The organism is Dysosmobacter acutus, from assembly GCF_018919205.1.
Classification (GTDB): Bacteria; Bacillota; Clostridia; order Oscillospirales; family Oscillospiraceae; genus Oscillibacter; species Oscillibacter acutus.
The window spans coordinates 579,009-598,667 of sequence record NZ_JAHLQN010000001.1; the positions used below are offsets into that span (position 1 = coordinate 579,009).

Here is a 19,659-nt window from a genome sequence, read left to right on the forward strand (position 1 = left end):
AAACAAAACAAACCGGGGAGAAACAATCCCCGGTTTGAAACAGGCGATTGACAGCCGGGGCGGCGCACCGTACAATGGGGAAAACTGCCGCCTCGCGCGGCGGCGGGCGGCAGATTCAGAAAAGAGGGAACGCCATGAAGAAAAAGATTTCACCCGACGCGCGGAGGAGCGTAACTTTTCCCAAGTATACGACCCAGCTGATGAACCTGGCCAACCAGACTGTCAAGGGAACGATCCCCAAGATGGTGGGCCAGATGTCAGAGCTGTACCCGGAGTATCGACGGAGCACGGAGGAACCCTCCGTTGAGGGGTGGGAGAAGTGGTACCTGGAGCGGAATCCCGATACCATCGACCGGGCCACGGACAAGATATGCCATCATATTGACCGCCTCAGGGAGGCCATTGGCCTCATTGACCGGGACATGATCCGTAATTGGGTGGAGGATTTGGTGATATTCAAGACCTACCAGGGCCTTTATTACCAGCAGCTCATCCTGGAGGAGATCGCCGCGGAGCGGGGAGAGCCCTGGCGGCTGGCCACGCCGGAGGAAGAGGCCCAGGGCGTGGACGGCTACGTGGGGGACCAGGCCTACTCGGTGAAGCCCTCCACCTACAAGTCCATGGACCGGCTTCCCGAGACGCTCCACGGAAAGATGGTTTTCTACCGCAAAAACGCCGCCGGGGAGCTGGTGTTTGAGGTGGAGGAATAGCTCAAAGGGGGGCGCAAGTAAAGCGGAACTCGCCGGGCGCGGGTGCGGTAAAGCCGGTGGTTTGGTAGAGGCGCAGCTCCGTCTCCTGCCGGGTCTTGACCGGGACGCCGTGGGGGAGGTTTACATAGCACCGCTGCCGTTCCTCGTCGCTGAGCTGTTCAATGAAGCTCAGGTGGCAGCTGAGCCGCTGGCCGGAGAAGGCCCCGGCCGGATGATGGGTTAGGCGGGACAGGGACAGGGACCAGAGGGATTCCTCCCGCTCGCAGCAGACGCAGCTGCGCTGGAGCGACGCGCAGGCAAGGGCCGTGGTGCCCAGGCCGCCGAAGGGGTCCAGCACCGTGTCGCCGTAGATGGAGTACATGGCCACCAGCCGCAGCGGCAGCTCCAGTGGAAAGGAACCGCTCCTCTGCCGGGCGGCGCTGGCGTCAAGCTGCTGGGCCGTGCCCTTGAACTCCCACAGGTCGGAGAACCAGAGGTTCCGCTCCTCCCAGAAGTAGGCGCTCTCCCTGCGCCTCTGCCGCTCCTCGCCGGAAAAGCGGCGCTTGGCACCCTTGCGGAAGACCAGGATATACTCGTGCTCATAGGTGACGTAGGCCCCGGCGGGGTACATCCCGGACCCCATGAACTTGTTGGGGGAGTTGGACTGCTTGCGCCAGAGAATGTCCGGCAGCACGCTGTAGCCCATGGACTCAAAGGCCCGGATGATCCGGGCGTGGTTGGAAAAGAGGCGGAAGGTTCCGCCCAGAGTGCGGGTGGCGTCGCCGATGTTGATGCAGACGAACCCGCTGGGGCGCAGCACCCGGTCGCACTGGAGCCAGACTTGGTCCAGCAGGCGGTGCATCTCTCCGTACGCTCCGTCCCAGTCGCCCTGGGCCATGGCCTCGCCCACCCCGCCGCACTGATCGGCAAAGCACTCGTCCCACATCCCGATCATGGGGTAGGGCGGCGATGTGACCACCAGGTCCACAGACCCCGCAGGCAGGGCGGACAGGTCTTCAGAGGACTGGTGCAGCAGCTTGATGAAAAAATGATCCATATGATCTCTCCAGTTATCTTCAGTCTCTCCATTATAGCGGATTTTGCCGCGCTTGTCTAGTGGAAATTTACAGCCGGGCGGGAGAGAAGCGAAGGAGAGCGGCCGGCGGAGCGTTTACAGGCGGAAAAACCCCGGACCCTTAGGGGCCCGGGGCTTTTTTTGTATTCGATCAGTCCCTGAGGAGGGCGGAGTCAAGAATGTCCATCATCTGGGGCAGGGCGTCCTCCGGCGTCCGCTGGCCCTGGACAACGCTCTGAAGCAGCGGCAGCTGCAAAAGGGAGCTCCGGTTCTGGTCAAACACGTCCCAGACCTCCCGGCCCCGGGCGGATTCCAGATTTTCAAGGAGGTGGCTGTACCAGGGGTACTGCATGAGGATTTCGCTGCTGCGATACACCTCCGCGTAGGGCGAGAGGCCGCCGTAGAGGGTGAGCAGCTCCGTTTGGGGGAAGGAGGAGACCCAGCGGATGAACTCCTTGGTGGCCTCAATCTGGGAGGAGGTCCGGAAGATGGAGAAGGAGCCGCCGGTTATGTAGGAGATGCCCCCCGGCACGGTGGTATAGCCCACCTTTCCGCCGTAGATGTTTTTCTGGAGGTGGGCAATATTGGACGCATAGTTCAGAAACACCAGCTCCATGGCGGTCTGGCCGTAGATGAAGTTGTCAAGCGTGGCGCCCACCCAGCGCTTGCCCTGGACGGGCAGGGCATACTGCCCGCAGGTGTACATATTTTTCAGCGTCTGCAAAACCGCGGCTTCCTCCACGGCGGTCTCGCCGCGCCGGAAGGTGTCGCCCTTCATGTAGTTGAGATACCGTAGGAAGAAGGAGGAACTCAGCTCCGTGGGGGAGTCCCAGTTCATGCCCGTGCCGGCCTGGACCGGGGACTGGGGGTTGCCGTCCCGGCTGAAAAAGCGGATGATGCGCTCATACTGGTCAAAGGTGGCGGGTACGCTGAGGTCCTCGCCGGTCTGCTCAAAGTACATCCGCTTGAGCAGCTGGTTTTCAAAGAGGTCCTTGCGGTAGACCAACATGTCGATGCCGATATCAAAGGGGATGGCCTGGGGCTTGCCGTGGATGTAGGAGAAGTCCTTGACGACCCGGGGAATCATCCCATGGGTGATCTGATGGAATTCCTCATCGGTGAAGGTGTGGAAGAGGTCGTCTGGAAACAGGGGAAGGCAGCTCATGTTGCTGCGCACCAGGTCGAATTCGCCGCTTTGAGAAGCCCGGATGGTTTCGGGAAACACCTCCGAGGGAAGGAGCTCCACAAACTCCACCGCAATCCCGGTCCTGCGCACAAATCCCGGCGTAATCCGCTGAAGCGCGGCGCTGGACTGGCTCTTGGACAGCAGAATGCGCAGCTTTGTGCCGGAGTGGGACGTCCCCATTTGACAGGGGGCCTGACGAAACCCGCTGACGCCTAAGATCTCCCGCTGCTCCCGCTTGGGATCCTTGGCCGACAGATTGGACAGCAGGCATTGGGCGGCCCGCATCCCCGCGTGCAGGTAGTCCAGGGAGTAGCGGGTCACGTTGGGGTTCTCCACGGCGATGCTGTCCCCGGAGATGGCAATGATGGGGGGACAGCCCTGGACGGAGGCCACGGAAAAGGCCAGCTGAACCTTTGGCAGGAAAAAGGAGTTGGTGAGGATGATCACGTCCGGCGCCTCCTGGTTCCCCTCAAAAAAGTCAAAGGGCGACACGGAGATATTCAGCCAGTCCGCCGTTTCGATCTGGAGCCGGCGGGGACTCTGGGCGGTCTGGATCGTCTCCCGCAGTCCGCTGATGAAGTCCCGGTTCTCCGGATAGCACTCCGGGTCACTGATGACCGCCACCCGGAGGTAGCCCTGCTTTAAAACGTAGGTGCCGATCTCCCGGCCGATGGAGTAAAAGTCGAAGCCGATGAAATTGTGGGACTGGTTCACGGAGCGGAAGGCGTACAGCACCTCCGCGCCGCTGCTCAGGGCGTCCTGATAGATATCCACGTGGGAAATAGAACTGGTGACGGTGATGACGCCCGAAACCCGCATTTCCGCCACGTGCTTTGCGATCTGCTCCTCCTTGTAGGGAGAATCATCCGTGACAAACAGCAGCGGCGTGTATCCCCGCTCCTCAAGCAGCAGCTTGATGCCGCTGAAAAAGGAGCAGTAGCGCTTTTCGTCGATGTTGGGCAGGATGATGGCGACATGAGAGGAAAGGGGGATGTCCCGGCGCAGCTGCTTTGCCTGGGCGTTTGCCACGTACCCCAGCTGCTTTGCGGCCTCCGTCACGCGCTGAATTTTTTCCGCGCTGACATTTCCCCGGTTATTCAAGACATTGGAAACAGTGCCCTGGGATACGCCGGCAAGCTTGGCAATATCTTTTACAGTAATCATGTGACCTCCGATTTTTGAACGCCGGTTTGAACGGTCTGGGAAATTTTGTTGATTTTATTATAGAATAAAGTAGTTTACTCCGCAAGTCAAACAGATAAATTAAATCGTATTATTGTTTGTATAGTATTCACATAATAGAATTGTAAAATTATATATTTATTATATTGACACGTTTCAAAAAATGATGTAGTTTATATTTACAGATATCCACTGGGTGGACAATTCAAATGGGAGGAAGTAAAGTCATGACAGAGCTTGAACAGGTCCATATTGCCAAGGATGCGATTATGACCTACTACAGTACGGATGATCCTGAAATCAAGGCGTATGTACTGGGCATCAACGCCGGCGTCTCTCCTGAGGCGGTGCGGATCCACCGGGAGGCTACCGTGATTGATACGTGCAGCTTTTACCTTGAGTCCTACAACTGGCATCTGAAGGAGTCGGGGGCCACGGCGCTGAACCTGACGGTCCCGCAGAACCTGGCCGGGACGGGAAGCGCCGTCAATTCCATCATCGACCACTACGAGGCCATTGCCAACAACTCCGATCACTTCCTGCTGGCGGAGACCGCGGATGACATCCGCACCGCCAAGAAGGAGGGCAAGATCGCCATGATCTTGGGCGCGCAGAACCCCCGCTTTGTGGAGCATGCGAACCTGGAAGCCTCCACCGAGGCCTTTGCAAGACTTGGCATGCGCATCATCCAGATCGGCTACAACCAGCGGACCTTTGCCACGGACGGCTGCCTGTGCGAAACCGACGGCGGACTCTCCCCTATGGGCCGCAAGCTGATCCAGGGTCTGGAAAAGGCGGGGATCACCGTGGACCTCAGCCACATCTCCCCCCGCTCCGCCATGGAGGCCATGGATGTGTGCACCAAGACTCCCATCTTCAGCCACTCCAACCCCAGAAAGCTCTTTGACCATCCAAGAAACATTTCCGACGAGGCCGCCAAGAAGTGCGCGGACATGGGCGGAGTAATCGGCGTATGCTCCTACCTCCCCATTCTCTGGAACCATGAGCATCTGCCCTGCATCGATGACTTTGTGGATGCCATCGCCTACTATGGGGACCTGGTGGGCATCGACCACGTGGGCATCGGCATCGACTCCAACGCGGAGCCCAGCGCCTATGACCGGCACGACACCCGCCACCTGATGGAGCTGAACCATCCCAACCGGGACGTCTATCTGGCGGCCGCCGCCGGAGGCCGAGGCAAGCGCAGCGCATTCCCCGAGGGACTGCACAGCCTGGCCAACATCGTCAACATCGTCGATCACATGCTGAAGCGGGGCTTCAGTGAAGCGGACATCAAGAAGGTGATGGGCGAAAACTACCTGCGGGTGTTTGAGCAGACCTGGAGAAAGAAATAGACCTGCGATTGTCCCGGTCAATGCGGCTTGCCCCGCGGTAAATCAATGCATCGCCCCGAGAGGGAAAAAATATAGGAGGTATCACAAATGCAAAGAAATTGGTTGAAAAAGTCCCTGTCTCTTCTTTTGGCTGTCCTCTTGCTGAGCTCCCTTGCCGCATGCGGAGGCGGCGGGCAGGGAGGCTCCGGAGGAAGCTCCGGCGGCGGAGCGGACAACGCGGGCCGCACGGATGTGAACTACGGCCTGTCCAGCGACATCGCCTCGCTGGATCCCGTCTATACCACGGACCAGATCAGCACGATTTTGTACCGCCAGCTCTACGATACCCTGATCGTAAAGGGTCCGGACGGCGAGTGGGCGCCCAAGCTGGCTGAGTCCTGGGAGCTCTCCGAGGATGAGATGACCTACACCTTCCACCTGCGCGACGACGTGGTCTTCCATGACGGCAACAAGATGACCGCTGATGATGTGGCGTATTCCGTCAACCGGGCCATTGAGTCCGCTGCTGTCGGTGCCTCCATGACCAACATGAAAGAGTGCGTGGTCGTGGACGACAAGACGGTTGAAATCCACATGAACGCCCCCTTTGCCGGCGTCTATGAGATTCTCTCTACATACGGCCGGGTGTCCAGCGCCAACACCACGGACTATGAGTCCGCCCCCATCGGCAGCGGACCCTATAAGTTTGTCTCAAGAAACTCCGGCGACAGCATCAAATTAGTTGCCTTTGACCAGTATTACCTGGGCGAGGCCACCATCAAGGACCTGAACTTCAAGATCATCACCGATCCCACCACCCAGATCGCCGCGCTGCAAAAGGGTGAGATCGACTTTTTGACCCACTGTAGCCTCTCCGCCAAGGCCACGGTGGAGGGCGACAGCAACCTGGTCTGGCAGGAAACCCTGTTCCGCGGCAACAACTGGCTGAGCTTCTGCCAGAACAAGCCTCCCTTTGACAATATCCTTGCAAGAAAGGCCGCCCAGTACGCCATCGACAAGGACGCGGTTCTGGTGGGCGGCTCCGAGGGCCTGGGCGCCACCATGAAGACGGTGTTCCCCTCCAGCGTGCCCTGCTCTCCCGAGGACGACTATGAGCAGCCTTATACCTATGATGTGGAAAAGGCCAAGGAGTACCTGGAGCAGTATAAGAAGGAAGCCGGCGTGGACTCTGTGGATATTACGATCCTGGCGCCCGACACCCCCATGTACCTCTACCCCGCCATCACGGTGGAGGGCATGCTCCGCGAGGTGGGCTTCAACGTCACCACCGAGCAAATCGACCGCGCCACGTACTGGTCTTCCGTCTATGCCGGCAGCTATCAGCTGGCCGTCACCGGTACGTCCTGGCCGGTCAACGACTGCGACGGCAATTACCTGTATTTCTACAGCACCTCCGGCCAGCACTACTTCATGGCCTTCAACGACGAACTGGATCGGGTTCTGGACGAGGCCCGCGTCACCTCCGATCCCGAGGCCCGTAAGGAGCTCTACACCCAGGTTCAGCAGATCATCGACGATGAAGCCATCTGCGTGCCTCTGCTCCAGCCCGCCAACGCGGTGGCCTACAGCGCCTCTTTGAAGGGCGTGGACAAGGAGAACGACATCTACTGTCACTTTGTCTACGACTGGTCCTGGTAAGTTCCGCAGCTGCGATTCCTGATATAGAGCGCCGTGCCGTGTGGAGCATCGCTCCACACGGCACGGCGGAAGACTCAAGCGCAGAGAGGAGTATACGCGATATGCTGAAGTACATTGGAAAACGGCTGCTCATTTTAATTCCAGTGCTCCTTGGCGTTTCATTTTTGGTGTTTGGGATACTGGCCATGATGCCGGCCGATGTGGCTTCCGTGCAGTTAGGCGTTTCCGCCACCCCGGAGGGAATTGAAAAATGGAACGAGGAACACGGGCTGAACGACCCGTTTCTGGAGCGATATGTGAACTATATGGGGGGCCTTCTGACCGGGGACCCCGGCGTCTCCTGGTCCTCCAACACGCCCATTAAAACAGAGTTTTTGCAGCGCATCCCCTCCACCATGGCGCTTACGGCGGGAACGATCGTACTGGTCATTCTCCTGGGCGTCCCGGTGGGAATCCTGTCCGCAATCAAGCAATACAGTATTTTCGACAACATTTCCCGTCTGCTGGCCATGCTGCTCACGTCGCTGCCCGCTTTCTGGCTGGGGCTTTTGCTGATCCTGAAATTCTCGCTGGATCTCAACTGGTTCCCCGCCACCGGCGGCGGGTCGATTTCCCACTATGTGCTGCCCTGGATCACGCTTTCGGCAGCCATGGCTGCACAGATGATCCGCATGACCCGCTCCACCATGCTGGAGGTCATCCGGGCCGACTATGTGCAGACCGCCCGGGCAAAGGGTGCCAAGCCCATGCGGGTCGTGATGATCCACGAGCTGCGCAACGCCCTGCTGCCCATGGTCACCGTGATCGGCATCATCCTTGGGCAGACTCTGGGCGGAGCGATCGTCACAGAGACCATCTTCGCGCTGCCCGGCGTCGGCACATACCTGCTGCAGGGGATTTTCAAATACGATATGCCGGTGGTGATGATCGGCGTGCTGTTCATCGCGGCTGTGATCGGTGTCATCAATCTGCTGATCGACATCCTCTATATGTACATCGATCCCCGCCTGCGCAGTCAATTCGTGAAAAACTGAGGAGGGCTGAGCGTGAAAGGAAAAGAAGAACGGCTTCAAGCCCCTAACAGAAAAGGCCAGTTTGCCTCCATCTGCTACCGCTTCAGCCGCAACCGGATGGCCATGCTGGGCCTGGTGGTGTTTTTGATCGTGCTCTTTTTTGCGATCTCCGCGCCCCTTTTTGCAAATTACGAAGAAGAGGCGATCAAGCAGAACGTGTACGAAAAGTTTGCGCCGCCTTCCAGTGAGCACATCCTTGGCATGGACGCCTACGGGCGGGACCTCTTTGCCCGGATCATCTTCGGCGCCCGGCTCTCGCTGCTGATCTCATTGTCCACGGTGGGCGCCTCTCTGGTCATCGGCTGCCTGCTGGGCTCCCTGTGCGCCTACTACGGCGGCTGGCTGGACGCGATCACCATGCGCATTGTGGACATCTTCCTGGCCCTGCCCATGACGCTGATGGCCGTGACCGTGGTGGCCGCCCTGGGCACAAGCACCACAAACCTCATCATTGCGCTGACCATCTCCATGGTGCCGCCCTTTGTGCGGATTGTCCGCTCGGCGGTCCTCCAGGTGAAGGGCTCAGACTACATAGAGGCCGCGCTGGCCTATGGGACCAGGGACATGCGCATCATATTGACCCATGTCCTGCCCAACGCCATCGGCCCCATCATCGTGCAGGCGACACTGAACCTGGCCTCCGTGCTCCTCTCCGTGGCGGCGCTGGGCTTCATCGGCCTGGGCGTTCCCTCTCCCCAGCCGGAGTGGGGCACCATGCTGGCGGAGAGCAAGGCCCAGATGCGCTATCAGCCGTGGCAGGTCATTATCCCCGGCATCGCCATTGCAGTGACCGTCCTCTCCATCAATCTGATCGGCGACGGCCTGCGCGACGCCCTTGACCCCAAACTGAAGAACTGAGGGGGACAATATGGACAATTTATTGGAAATCAAAGACCTGCATGTTCAGTATAAGACCCACGACGGCATCGTCTACGCGGTCAACGGCGTGAATCTGACCCTTGGCAAGGGCGAGACCCTGGGCCTCGTGGGCGAGACCGGCGCCGGAAAGACCACCACCGCCCTGAGCATTCTGCGCCTGCTGCCGGACCGCATCGGTCAGATCAAGAGCGGGCAGGTGATATTGGACGGCGAGGAGATCACGCAGGTGAGCGAGGCGCACATGCGCGACATCCGGGGCAATAAGGTCTCCATGATCTTTCAGGACCCCATGACATCCCTGAACCCCATTTTGCCGGTGGGTCAGCAGATCGGGGAGGCCGTGCTGCTCCATACGGACCTGAGCAAGGCGGAGCGGGAGAAGCGGGTGGACGAGATGCTGACGGCCGTCGGCCTCCAGCCCTCCCGGAAAAACGAGTACCCCCACCAGTTCTCCGGCGGCATGAAGCAGCGCATCGTCATCGCCATCGCCCTGGCCTGCAACCCGGAGCTGCTGCTGGCGGATGAGCCCACCACCGCACTGGACGTGACCATTCAGGCCCAGGTGCTTCAGATGATGAATGACCTGAAAAAGAAATTCAACACCGGTATGATTCTCATCACCCACGACCTGGGCGTGGTGGCCCAGACCTGCGACAAGGTGGCGATCATGTATGCGGGGCGGATCGTGGAAAACGGCACGGTCCAGGACATCTATGAGTCGGAGGATCACCACCCCTATACGGTGGGCCTGTTCCACTCCATCCCGGAGATGAACAAGGACTCCGACCGGTTGGCGCCCATCCCCGGACTGATGCCCGACCCCATGATCCTGCAGGAGGGCTGCCCCTTCAGTGACCGCTGCCCCCACAGCACGGACCGGTGCAAGTGCGAAATCCCCGGCAGCTATGCGGTTTCAGACAGCCATACCATTTCCTGCTTTTTGTATGAACCGCGCCAGACCGGCGGTGAGGAGGCGCAATGATGGAAGAAAAGCGTGCTGAACAGGCGATCTTACAGACCAAGTCCCTTACAAAATACTTCCGGACGCCCCGGGGCCTGCTCCACGCGGTGGACCACGTGGATCTGAGCATCCCGGCGAACAAAACGCTGGGCGTGGTGGGCGAATCCGGCTGCGGCAAGTCCACCCTGGGCCGGACCATCCTCAAGCTGATCGAGCCCACCGAGGGAGAAATCCTGTACAAAGGGGCCAACATTGAAAAATACACCCCGGCCCAGATGCGGGAGATGCGCCGCAAAATGCAGATCATCTTCCAGGACCCCTATGCCAGTTTGAATCCCCGCAAAACGGTGAAGGACCTGATCGCCGACCCGCTGAAGGTGTACCAGGTGCCCAAGGCGGAGCGCAACCGGATTGTCTCCGAGATCATGGCCACGGTGGGCCTTGCGGAGCGGTTCGCTCAGTCCTATCCCCACGAGCTGGACGGCGGCCGCCGCCAGCGCATCGGCATCGCCCGGTCGCTGGTGCTCCAGCCGGAGTTCATCGTCTGCGACGAGCCGGTCTCCGCTCTGGACGTGTCCATCCAGGCCCAGATTTTGAACCTGCTGATGGACCTCCAGCAGAGCCACGGCCTGACTTACCTCTTCATCACCCACGACCTCTCCGTGGTCCGCCATATTTCGGATGAGATCATGGTTATGTACCTGGGCGTGGTGGTGGAGCGTGCGCCGTCTAAGGAGCTGTTCTCCAATCCGCTCCACCCCTATACCAAGGAGCTGATCCGCGCCATCCCCATTCCGGACTTAAAGCCGGAGCACAGGCTGGTGCACAGCATCCGGGGCGAGGTGTCCGATCCCATCGAGCCTCCGGCGCGCTGCCGGTTTGCGCCCCGCTGCAACCACTGCACGGAGGCGTGCATGAACCGCCAGCCCGTATTGAAGGACATGGGCAGCCAGCACTATGTGGCCTGCGCCCTGTATGAAAGCTGACAGCCGAAAACGCATGGACTCCCGCCCCGCATGGGCGTGGTCAGCCGGGTAGGCCGCCTGCCCTAATGGATTCCCCAGGATGAGGCGTACCGCCGGGGGTGCGCCCCAATCAAGTAAAAGAGGCCCCTGCTCTTTGGAGCAGGGGCCTCTTGCGATGGATAATGTTATTTCTTGGCGTCCTTGATGGCGGCCTGAGCGGCGGCCAGACGCGCGATGGGCACACGGAAGGGGGAGCAGGACACATAGGTCAGGCCCACCTTGTGGCAGAACTCCACGGTGGAGGGATCGCCGCCGTGCTCGCCGCAGATGCCCAACTTGATGTCCGGGCGGGTCTGACGGCCCAAGTCGGCGGCCATCTTCACCAGACGGCCCACGCCCACCTGATCCAGCTTGGCGAAGGGATCGAACTCGTAGATCTTCTTGTCGTAGTAGGCGCCTAAGAACTTGCCGGCGTCGTCGCGGCTGAAGCCGAAGGTCATCTGGGTCAGGTCGTTGGTGCCGAAGGAGAAGAAGTCGGCCTCCTTGGCGATCTCGTCGGCGGTCAGGGCCGCGCGGGGGATCTCGATCATGGTGCCCACCTTGTACTGCATCTTATCGTTGGTCTGGGCAATGATGGCGTCGGCGGTCTTGGTGACCACTTCCTTCACATAGGCCAGCTCCTTCACCTCGCCGACCAGGGGGATCATGATCTCAGGCACGATCTTCCAGGCGGGACGGCGGCTGCGCACAGCGAGGGCGGCCTTGATGATGGCGGAGGTCTGCATGGCGGCAATCTCGGGGTAGGTGACGGCGAGACGGCAGCCGCGGTGGCCCATCATGGGGTTGAACTCATGGAGGGAGGCGATGACGGCCTTCAGATCGTTGACGGTCATCTTCATCTCCTTGGCCAGGGTCTTGATGTCCTCCTCGTCGGTGGGCAGGAACTCATGCAGGGGGGGATCCAGCAGGCGGATGGTGACGGGCTGGCCCTTCATGGCCTCGTAGATGCCCTCGAAGTCGCTCTGCTGCATGGGCTCCAACTTGGCCAGGGCGCGCTCGCGCTGCTCCACGGTCTCGGAGACGATCATCTGGCGGATGGCCGCGATGCGGGCGGGGTCAAAGAACATGTGCTCGGTGCGGCACAGGCCGATGCCCTCGGCGCCGAACTTAAAGGCCTGAGCGGCGTCTCTGGGGGTGTCGGCGTTGGTGCGCACGCGCAGCTTGCGGTTCTGGTCGGCCCAGGACATGATGCGGCCGAACTCACCGCCGATCTCGGCGTCCACGGTGGGGATGTTGCCGGCGTAGATGTTGCCGGTGGAGCCGTCGATGGAGAGGAAGTCGCCCTCCTTGAAGTGCTTGCCGCCCAGATCAAAGGTCTTGGCGGTTTCGTCGATCTTGATGTCGCCGCAGCCGGAGACGCAGCAGGTGCCCATGCCGCGGGCCACAACGGCCGCGTGGGAGGTCATGCCGCCGCGGACGGTCAGGATGCCCTGGGCATAGTGCATACCCTCGATGTCCTCGGGAGAGGTCTCGAGGCGGACCAGGACCACCTTTTCGCCGTTCTTGGCCCACTCGGTGGCGTCCTCAGCGGTGAAGACGATCTTGCCGGCGGCGGCGCCGGGGGAGGCGGCCAGACCCTGGCCCACAGGCTTGGCGGCCTTCAGGGCGGCGGGATCGAACTGGGGATGCAGCAGGGAATCCAGGCTCTTGGGGTCGATCATGCTGACGGCCTCTTCCTGGGAGATCATGCCCTCGTCCACCAGGTCGCAGGCGATCTTCAGCGCGGCGGCGGCGGTGCGCTTGCCGTTGCGGGTCTGGAGCATAAAGAGCTTCTTGTCCTCAATGGTGAACTCCATGTCCTGCATGTCGCGGTAATGGAACTCCAGCTTGTTGCAGATGTCCACGAACTGGGCATAGGCCTCAGGCATGGTCTCGGCCAGCTTCTGGATGGGCTGGGGGGTGCGCACGCCGGCGACCACGTCCTCGCCCTGGGCGTTCATCAAAAACTCACCGAAGAGCTTCTTCTCGCCGGTGGCGGGGTTGCGGGTGAAGGCCACGCCGGTGCCGGAGGTGTCGCCCATGTTGCCGAAGACCATCATCTGGACGTTGACGGCAGTGCCCCAGTCGCTGGGGATGTCGTTCATGCGGCGGTAGTAGATGGCGCGGGGGTTGTCCCAGGAGCGGAACACGGCGCGGATGGCGCCCATCAGCTGCTCTTTGGGATCCTGGGGGAAGTCCTCGCCGATCTTGGCCTTGTATTCGGCCTTGAACTGCTCGGCCAGCTTCTTCAGGTCGGCGGCGGTGAGCTCGGTGTCTAACTTGACGCCGCGCTTTTCCTTCATCTCGTCGATGAGCTGTTCAAAGTACTTCTTGCCCACTTCCATAACCACATCGGAGTACATCTGGATGAACCGGCGATAGCTGTCATAGGCAAAGCGGGGGTTGTTGGTCTTTTTGGCAAAGGCCTCCACCACCTGATCGTTCAGGCCCAGGTTCAAAATGGTGTCCATCATGCCGGGCATGGAAGCTCTGGCGCCGGAGCGCACAGACACCAGCAGGGGGTTTTTCAGATCACCGAACTTCTTGCCGGCGATCACCTCCAGTTTGGTGATGTAGGACATGATCTCAGCCTGGATCTCCTTGTTGATCTGCTGGCCGTCGGCATAGTATTGTGTACAGGCCTCGGTGGTGATGGTAAAGCCCTGGGGAACCGGCATGCCCAGGCTGGTCATCTCAGCCAGGTTGGCGCCCTTTCCACCAAGCAGCTCACGCATGCTTCCGCTGCCTTCGCTGAACATGTACACGAACTTTTTTCCCATGTTTTGATTTCCTCCGTTCATTCTTTCTCAACAATAAACATTTATAAATAATAATCGTCGCAGAATAAGATTATAAACGCAATTTTCCCCGTTGACAATCCACATTTTGATATTTTTTTGCCCCAAGTTGTGAAAATTGAGACAAGCCTTTGCACGTTTCCTACAAAAATGCGGTATTTGAGGGGAATTTTTCACATTTCACCCCATCTAAACGCAAAATTATGATATACTGATTTCAATTTTACACCTGTTGAGAGGGAGGGGAAAGCGTGGATATCCATGCGCGCATCCGCCGGGCGGCCCGGAGCGGCGCTCTTTCACATGCCATCATCTTCAGCGGCCCCGGCGACCGGGTGGAGGCGGCGCGCTGCGCCGCGGCGGCCATGGAGTGCACCGCCGGCCAGGACGAGCCCTGCGGCCGGTGCGAGGCCTGCCGGAAGGTGTTTGCGGGCATCCATCCGGACGTCATCACCGTCCACGACTCCGACCACAAGATCATGGCCGTGGATCTGCTGCGCGCCGTCCGCTCCGACGTCTATATCCGCCCCAACGAGGGCAGGCGCAAGGTGTACCTCTTCGACGACTGCGCCCAGTTAGACGAGCGGTGCCAGAACCTGCTGCTCAAAACCGTGGAGGAGGGGCCGCCCTACGCGGCCTTCCTGTTCTGCGCCGCCAATAGCGCCGCGCTGCTGCCCACGCTGCGCTCGCGCTGCGTGGAGTGGAAAACGGCGCCCAACCCGGAGGAGGAGACAGAGGAGGACGACTCCCGGGCCCGGGAGCTGTGCAGCGTGCTCAGCGGGAAAAAGGCGGCCGCATTGGTGGAATTTTTGACAGGAATGGAGCATTCCAAACCCAGCCGGGAGGAGCTGGGCCGCTTTTTGGAGCAGAGCCGCGCCCTGTGCGCCCAGGCGCTGCTGGAATGCTACGGCCGGAGCGCTCCGCCGGACAGACAGGAAATCACCGGAAAATTGCGCGAAAACTTGACAAAACCGCAATTGATGCGCACAATAGAGGTGTTGCAGACTTATCGGCAGGAGTGCGAATGGAACGTCGGCGTGGGCCACGTCCTGGGCGCGCTGGCCGCCGAATTGGAGGGAATCCTTTGACAGAAGTAATCAGTGTCCGCTTTCGCAGCGGATGTAAGGAGTATGACTTTGATCCCAAAGGCGCGGAGATCGCGCCGGGGACCGATGTGATTGTAGAGACCAGCCAGGGCACGGCCTTCGCCACATGCACCGAGGGCAACCATGCCGTGGAGGACGAGCAGGTGGTGCAGCCCCTGTGTCCGGTGGTCCGCGTGGCCACGGAGAACGACCGCAAGACCCTGGCCTACAACGAAAAGCGGGAAAAAGAGGCCTTTGGCATCTGCCAGAAGAAGATCGCCGACCATGGGCTGGAGATGAAGCTGGTCAGCGTGTCGTGCAGCTTTGACGGCAGCAAGATCATTTTCTTTTTCACCGCCGACGGCCGGGTGGACTTCCGGGAGCTGGTAAAGGACCTGGCCTCCGTGTTTCGGGCCCGCATCGAGCTGCGCCAGATCGGCGTCCGGGACGAGGCCAAGATGCTTGGCGGCCTTGGCATCTGCGGCAGGCCCTTTTGCTGCTCTCAGTTTTTGGACAGCTTCCTGCCCGTGTCCATCAAAATGGCCAAGACCCAGAGCCTGAGCCTGAATCCGGCCAAAATCTCCGGCACCTGCGGCCGGCTGATGTGCTGTTTGAAATATGAGCAGGAGGCCTATGAGGACGCCACCCGCCGCATGCCCAAGCAGGACTCCTTTGTCATGACCCCGGATGGGACAGGCAATGTGAGCCAGGTGAACCTGCTCAAGGAGACGGTGAAGGTGAACCTGGACTCCGAGAGCAGCAACTGCGGCCGCTGCTACCACAACTGCGAGGTCTGTGTACTGCGCAACGGAAAGGGCAGCCGGGAGGGCATCGAGATTCCCACGGAGCGCCCGGAGCGCTACGTGGAGGAGAGCAGGGAGTCGGAGATGCCGGTGATGAGGCCCATTGCCCCATCCTTTGAGGACGTGGACACCCCTACCCGGGAGAAGATCGCGCCTCCTGAGGAGAAGAGCCGCCGCCGGCCGAGGCGCCGGGGCAGCCGGGGCGGAGGCGGCGAGCGCCCCGCCGGAGAGAAAAAGAAAGAGGCGCCGAAGCCCCAGAAGGGCGCTGAAAAGCGGCCTGAGGGCGAGCGGCGGTCCGAGCAGCCGCCCAGGCACAAAGAGGCGAAGGCGGAGCGGCCGCAGAACGGGGAGGGCGCAGAGGCGCGCCGCCGTCCAAGACACAGGGGCGGACGCCGCCGTGGCCACCGCGGCGAGGGCGGAGCCGCGCCGCAGAGCGAATCCTGATCCAACTGGCGGGGAGAGTCTCTCCCCGCTATTTTCTACAGAGTGAGGAGAAGAACCATGGGGAAATTTGACGGCGTTTTGCTGGCCAGCGACTTTGACAACACACTGGTGGACACTGACGGCGCGGAGAGAAGCGAGTCCCCGCTGCCGCCCGTCCCGGAGCGGAACGTGGAAGCGCTGCGCTATTTCATGGACAACGGCGGCCGCTTCACCGTGGCCACCGGCCGGGCGCTGCCGGCCTTTGTGCCCTTTGCCGACGGCGTGCCCATGAATGCCCCCTGCATTTTGAGCAACGGCGCGGCGCTCTACGACACCCGGAAGAAGGCCTATGTGCTCACCGCGTTTTTGGACGACTCCATCCGGGAGCGGGGCAATGAGATCCTTGCGGCGGTGCCGGGCCTCGCCTGTGAGCTGTATCACGACGGTATGGAGGTCCACTGCATGAACCCCAACGAGGTCACCCGCCGTCACAAGCACCTGACCCACGCGCCCTGCGAGGAGGTGGAAAACCTTCTGGATGCGCCGGGCCCCTGCTCCAAGCTGCTGCTGGAGGGGACTCCGGAGATGCTAAACCAGGCCCGGCGATACATGATAGATCGGGGCTGGGGCGATGAATACGAGATCGTCACCTCCAGCCAGTGGCTGTTGGAGGTGACGGCCAGGGGCGCCAACAAGGGCGACATGCTCCGGACCCTGGCCGCCCATGTGGGCGCCGCTCCGGAGAACACCTACGGCATCGGCGACCACCTCAACGACCTTGCGCTGCTGGGGGCCTCCGCCATTCCCTTTGCCCCCGCCAACTGCGTGGCCGAGATCCGCGCCTCCGGGGCCCGGCTGGTGTGCACCGCCGCCGAGGGGGCCCTGGCGGACGTGGTGGAGATTCTGGATCAAAAATACTGAGGAACAGTCAAAAGCCGGGGAGACGCTGCTGCGTCTCCCCGGCTTTGCTTTAAAACCGGGAATGATCGTAGTTGTAGGGGATGCTTGTCCCAACCACCACATCCTCAATCTTCTCTACGATCAGCCAGTCGTCCATGTTCCCCTGGTGGTCAAAGGCAAGAGGAGGGTCCAACTGTTCCACTCCCTGGAATTCCACCAGGCAGAGGCATTTTTTGTGCCAGCGCTGGGCCTGCTTTTCCGTCAGGCTGAGCTTTTCCTGGTTGACGCGCAGCACCTGGCCGATCTCCTCCTCCGTCAGCTTCACATAGTTTTCAACCCGCACCGCCGTGGCCCGGGCGGAGATCAGGCCGGACCCCTTTTCCATAAAGTACAGCGTTTCCCCTGCAAATACCCGGCTGTGGGGAATTTTACGCCCCGCCGCGCCCCGGACCACCATGGTCTTCCTGCCGGACAAAATCCTGTCCAACACGCGCTCCCCCTGTTTTCCCGCGTTGTCGCAATACACCAGATGTACCATGTCTGCATCCCCCTTCTCATAAAACGGACTCTCCGCCTTATCCTATCAGAGCCGCGGGGAAAAGGCAAGGGAAGTCTTTTCCAGCGTCAGTTTCAGGCCAATAAAAAAAGTTTGAAAAAAGTCTTGACAAATCTGTATGGATGTATTACTGTATTACTTGCTTAAGACAACAACACAGGAGGTGTTCCAATGGAGTGGCAATTTCGAAACGACGCCCCTATCTATACCCAGCTGATCAGCCAGATCACGCAGGGAATTGTGTCGGGCTCCTTCCCGGCGGGGGAGCGGCTGCCATCGGTGCGGGACCTGGCTACGGAGGCCAAAGTCAACCCCAACACCATGCAGCGGGCGCTGACGGAGCTGGAGCGGGACGGTCTGGTGTACAGCCAGCGGACCGCGGGCAGATTTGTGACGGAGGACAAAAAAATGATTGAAACGGCGAAGCGCGCCCTGGCAGAGGGACATATCCAGCGCTTTTTGGAGGCCATGGACCGGTTGGGCTATGGCCGGGAGGAGATAGTGTCGCTGGTGAGAGACAGTGCAAAGGAGGAGAGAGGCCATGTCGATCTTAGCGTGTAAGGATTTGAGCAAAAACTATGGCGCCGTCCCGGCGCTGAACCATGTCAACCTGACGGTGGAGGCCGGACGGATTGTGGGGCTCCTGGGGCCCAACGGCAGCGGCAAGACCACGCTGATCAAGCTGGCCAACGGCCTGCTGACGCCCAGCGAGGGAGAGCTTTTGGTCTGTGACGAGCGGCCCGGCAGAATTACCCACTCCCTTGTTTCCTACCTGCCGGAGCGCACCTGCATCCCGCTGTGGATGAGCACGCAGCAGCTGCTGGACTTCTATAAGGACTTTTACCCCGACTTCCGCCGGGAGGCGGCCATGGAGATGCTCCAGCACCTGGGCATCCGCCTGAACCAGCGCATCAAGCAGATGTCCAAGGGTACCCGGGAGAAGGTGCAGCTCATCATGGTCATGAGCCGCCAGGCCAGCCTCTATCTCCTGGATGAGCCCATCGGCGGCGTGGACCCCGCCACCCGGGATTACATCCTTAACACCATCATCGGCAACTACAGCCCCGATGCGGCGGTGGTGATCTCCACCCACCTGATCGCGGATGTGGAGAAGGTGCTGGACGACGTGATCTTTATCAATCAGGGCCAGGTGGTGCTGCAATCCTCTGTGGACGAGATCCGGGAGCGCAACAACATGAGTGTGGACGCCCTGTTCCGGGAGGTATTCAAATGTTAGGAAAACTGTTGAAGCATGAATTCCGTGCCACGGGCCGGATCATGGGCCCGCTGTATCTGGTGCTGCTGGCCACGTCCGTCGGCGCCAACATCTCCATCCGGCTGATGGAGGGCGCTCAAAGCAGGCTTTTGAATGTGCTGGCGTTTTTGCTGATGATGGCTTTTGTGGTGGCCATCAGCGCGGCCTGCATCATGAGTCTTGTGCTGATGATCAACCGCTTCCGCACCAACCTGATGGGGGACGAGGGGTATGTGATGTTCACCCTGCCCGCCTCGGTCCACCAGCTGGTGTGGTCCAAAATCCTGGTCTCCACCGTGTGGTTTGTGGCCACCGGCATCGCGGTGATGCTCTCCTTTTTCATCATGGCGTACCAGGTGGGCATGGTGACGGACTTTCTGCGCCTCCTCTCCGAGGCCATGAGCCAGCTGACCGCATACTACGCGGTCAACGGCGCGGCGTTTTTCGCGGAGTTTCTGGCGCTGACCGTGGTGGGATGCGCGGCCGCCTGCCTGCAGTTCTACGCGGCCATGGCCGTGGGCCACAGCTTTGCCAACCACAAGACGCTGCTGTCCGTGGTATTCTTCTTTGCCTTCCAGTTCGCCATGCAGATTTTAGGCACCATGGGGCTCTTCGGCATTGACGATCTGAACCTCTCCTGGGAGATGAGCGGTGTGACCGCCGTCCATGTGGGCATGGGGATCGCCATTGCGGCCGTGGCGCTCTACGGAGCGGTGTTCTATGTCATCACCACGCTGATGCTGAAAAAGCATCTGAACCTGGAGTAAATTTAAGAAACGGGAAGGCCGGCGGAA

17 protein-coding genes are annotated in these 19,659 nt (G+C 60.4%); 13 read left to right on the forward strand and 4 right to left on the reverse strand.

Features of this window, described 5'->3' with window-relative positions; translation table 11 throughout:
* Window positions 1-134 precede the first annotated feature (134 nt).
* Window positions 135-710: an MjaI family restriction endonuclease gene (locus KQI82_RS02735; protein ID WP_216558412.1), complete on the forward strand. Its 576-nt coding sequence runs from the start codon at window positions 135-137 to the stop codon at window positions 708-710.
* Window position 711: 1 nt separating this feature from the next.
* Here KQI82_RS02735 and KQI82_RS02740 read toward each other — a convergent pair whose 3' ends face one another.
* Window positions 712-1,746, reverse strand: a complete 1,035-nt coding sequence (locus KQI82_RS02740; protein ID WP_216558416.1) for a DNA-methyltransferase — start codon at window positions 1,744-1,746, stop codon at window positions 712-714.
* A gap of 169 nt (window positions 1,747-1,915) precedes the next feature.
* Complete coding sequence (locus KQI82_RS02745; RefSeq protein ID WP_216558419.1) at window positions 1,916-4,114, reverse strand: extracellular solute-binding protein; 2,199 nt, start codon at window positions 4,112-4,114, stop codon at window positions 1,916-1,918.
* Window positions 4,115-4,359: 245 nt separating this feature from the next.
* Here KQI82_RS02745 and KQI82_RS02750 point away from each other — a divergent pair, with 245 nt between their 5' ends.
* From KQI82_RS02750 to KQI82_RS02775, 6 genes are all read left to right on the forward strand, one after another.
* On the forward strand, window positions 4,360-5,490 hold the full coding sequence (locus KQI82_RS02750; RefSeq protein ID WP_216558422.1) for a dipeptidase: 1,131 nt from the start codon (window positions 4,360-4,362) through the stop codon (window positions 5,488-5,490).
* A gap of 87 nt (window positions 5,491-5,577) precedes the next feature.
* Window positions 5,578-7,128 (forward strand): ABC transporter substrate-binding protein, encoded by a 1,551-nt coding sequence (locus KQI82_RS02755; RefSeq protein ID WP_216558425.1) that lies wholly within the window; start codon window positions 5,578-5,580, stop codon window positions 7,126-7,128.
* A gap of 101 nt (window positions 7,129-7,229) precedes the next feature.
* Window positions 7,230-8,162, forward strand: coding sequence for an ABC transporter permease (locus KQI82_RS02760; RefSeq protein ID WP_216558428.1), 933 nt, complete (start codon window positions 7,230-7,232; stop codon window positions 8,160-8,162).
* Between the two features lie 12 nt (window positions 8,163-8,174).
* Complete coding sequence (locus tag KQI82_RS02765; protein ID WP_338148935.1) at window positions 8,175-9,059, forward strand: ABC transporter permease; 885 nt, start codon at window positions 8,175-8,177, stop codon at window positions 9,057-9,059.
* 10 nt (window positions 9,060-9,069) lie between these two features.
* Complete coding sequence (locus tag KQI82_RS02770; RefSeq protein WP_216558431.1) at window positions 9,070-10,062, forward strand: ABC transporter ATP-binding protein; 993 nt, start codon at window positions 9,070-9,072, stop codon at window positions 10,060-10,062.
* Window positions 10,062-11,027 carry an ABC transporter ATP-binding protein gene (locus KQI82_RS02775; protein WP_216633598.1) on the forward strand — a complete coding sequence of 322 codons (966 nt, stop codon included), beginning with the start codon at window positions 10,062-10,064 and terminating at the stop codon, window positions 11,025-11,027. The genes KQI82_RS02770 and KQI82_RS02775 overlap by 1 nt, the downstream gene beginning before the upstream one ends.
* 164 nt (window positions 11,028-11,191) lie before the next feature.
* Here the strand turns inward: KQI82_RS02775 and ppdK are convergent, their stop codons facing one another.
* Complete coding sequence (ppdK, locus tag KQI82_RS02780; protein WP_216558434.1) at window positions 11,192-13,825, reverse strand: pyruvate, phosphate dikinase; 2,634 nt, start codon at window positions 13,823-13,825, stop codon at window positions 11,192-11,194.
* A 269-nt stretch (window positions 13,826-14,094) separates the two neighbouring features.
* Here ppdK and KQI82_RS02785 point away from each other — a divergent pair, with 269 nt between their 5' ends.
* Genes KQI82_RS02785 through KQI82_RS02795 form a run of 3 tightly spaced genes read left to right on the forward strand, consistent with a single transcriptional unit; the run spans window position 14,095 to window position 17,075 of the window.
* Window positions 14,095-14,931, forward strand: a complete 837-nt coding sequence (locus tag KQI82_RS02785) for a DNA polymerase III subunit delta' (RefSeq protein WP_216558437.1) — start codon at window positions 14,095-14,097, stop codon at window positions 14,929-14,931.
* Window positions 14,928-16,175, forward strand: coding sequence for a PSP1 domain-containing protein (locus tag KQI82_RS02790; protein ID WP_216558440.1), 1,248 nt, complete (start codon window positions 14,928-14,930; stop codon window positions 16,173-16,175). Before KQI82_RS02785 ends, KQI82_RS02790 begins: the two co-directional genes overlap by 4 nt.
* Window positions 16,176-16,232: 57 nt before the next feature.
* A complete protein-coding gene (locus KQI82_RS02795; RefSeq protein WP_216558442.1) occupies window positions 16,233-17,075 on the forward strand; it encodes an HAD-IIB family hydrolase in 843 nt (280 codons plus the stop codon).
* Window positions 17,076-17,124: 49 nt separating this feature from the next.
* Here the strand turns inward: KQI82_RS02795 and KQI82_RS02800 are convergent, their stop codons facing one another.
* Complete coding sequence (locus tag KQI82_RS02800; protein ID WP_216558445.1) at window positions 17,125-17,592, reverse strand: hypothetical protein; 468 nt, start codon at window positions 17,590-17,592, stop codon at window positions 17,125-17,127.
* Between the two features lie 189 nt (window positions 17,593-17,781).
* Here KQI82_RS02800 and KQI82_RS02805 point away from each other — a divergent pair, with 189 nt between their 5' ends.
* The 3 genes from KQI82_RS02805 to KQI82_RS02815 are packed head-to-tail and all read left to right on the forward strand — an operon-like array spanning window position 17,782 to window position 19,632.
* Entirely contained in the window at window positions 17,782-18,171 is a 390-nt protein-coding gene (locus tag KQI82_RS02805; protein ID WP_216558448.1) for a GntR family transcriptional regulator, read from the forward strand.
* Window positions 18,152-18,847, forward strand: coding sequence for an ABC transporter ATP-binding protein (locus tag KQI82_RS02810; protein WP_216558451.1), 696 nt, complete (start codon window positions 18,152-18,154; stop codon window positions 18,845-18,847). Before KQI82_RS02805 ends, KQI82_RS02810 begins: the two co-directional genes overlap by 20 nt.
* Window positions 18,841-19,632: a hypothetical protein gene (locus KQI82_RS02815; protein ID WP_216558454.1), complete on the forward strand. Its 792-nt coding sequence runs from the start codon at window positions 18,841-18,843 to the stop codon at window positions 19,630-19,632. Before KQI82_RS02810 ends, KQI82_RS02815 begins: the two co-directional genes overlap by 7 nt.
* The last annotated feature ends 27 nt before the right edge of the window (window positions 19,633-19,659 follow it).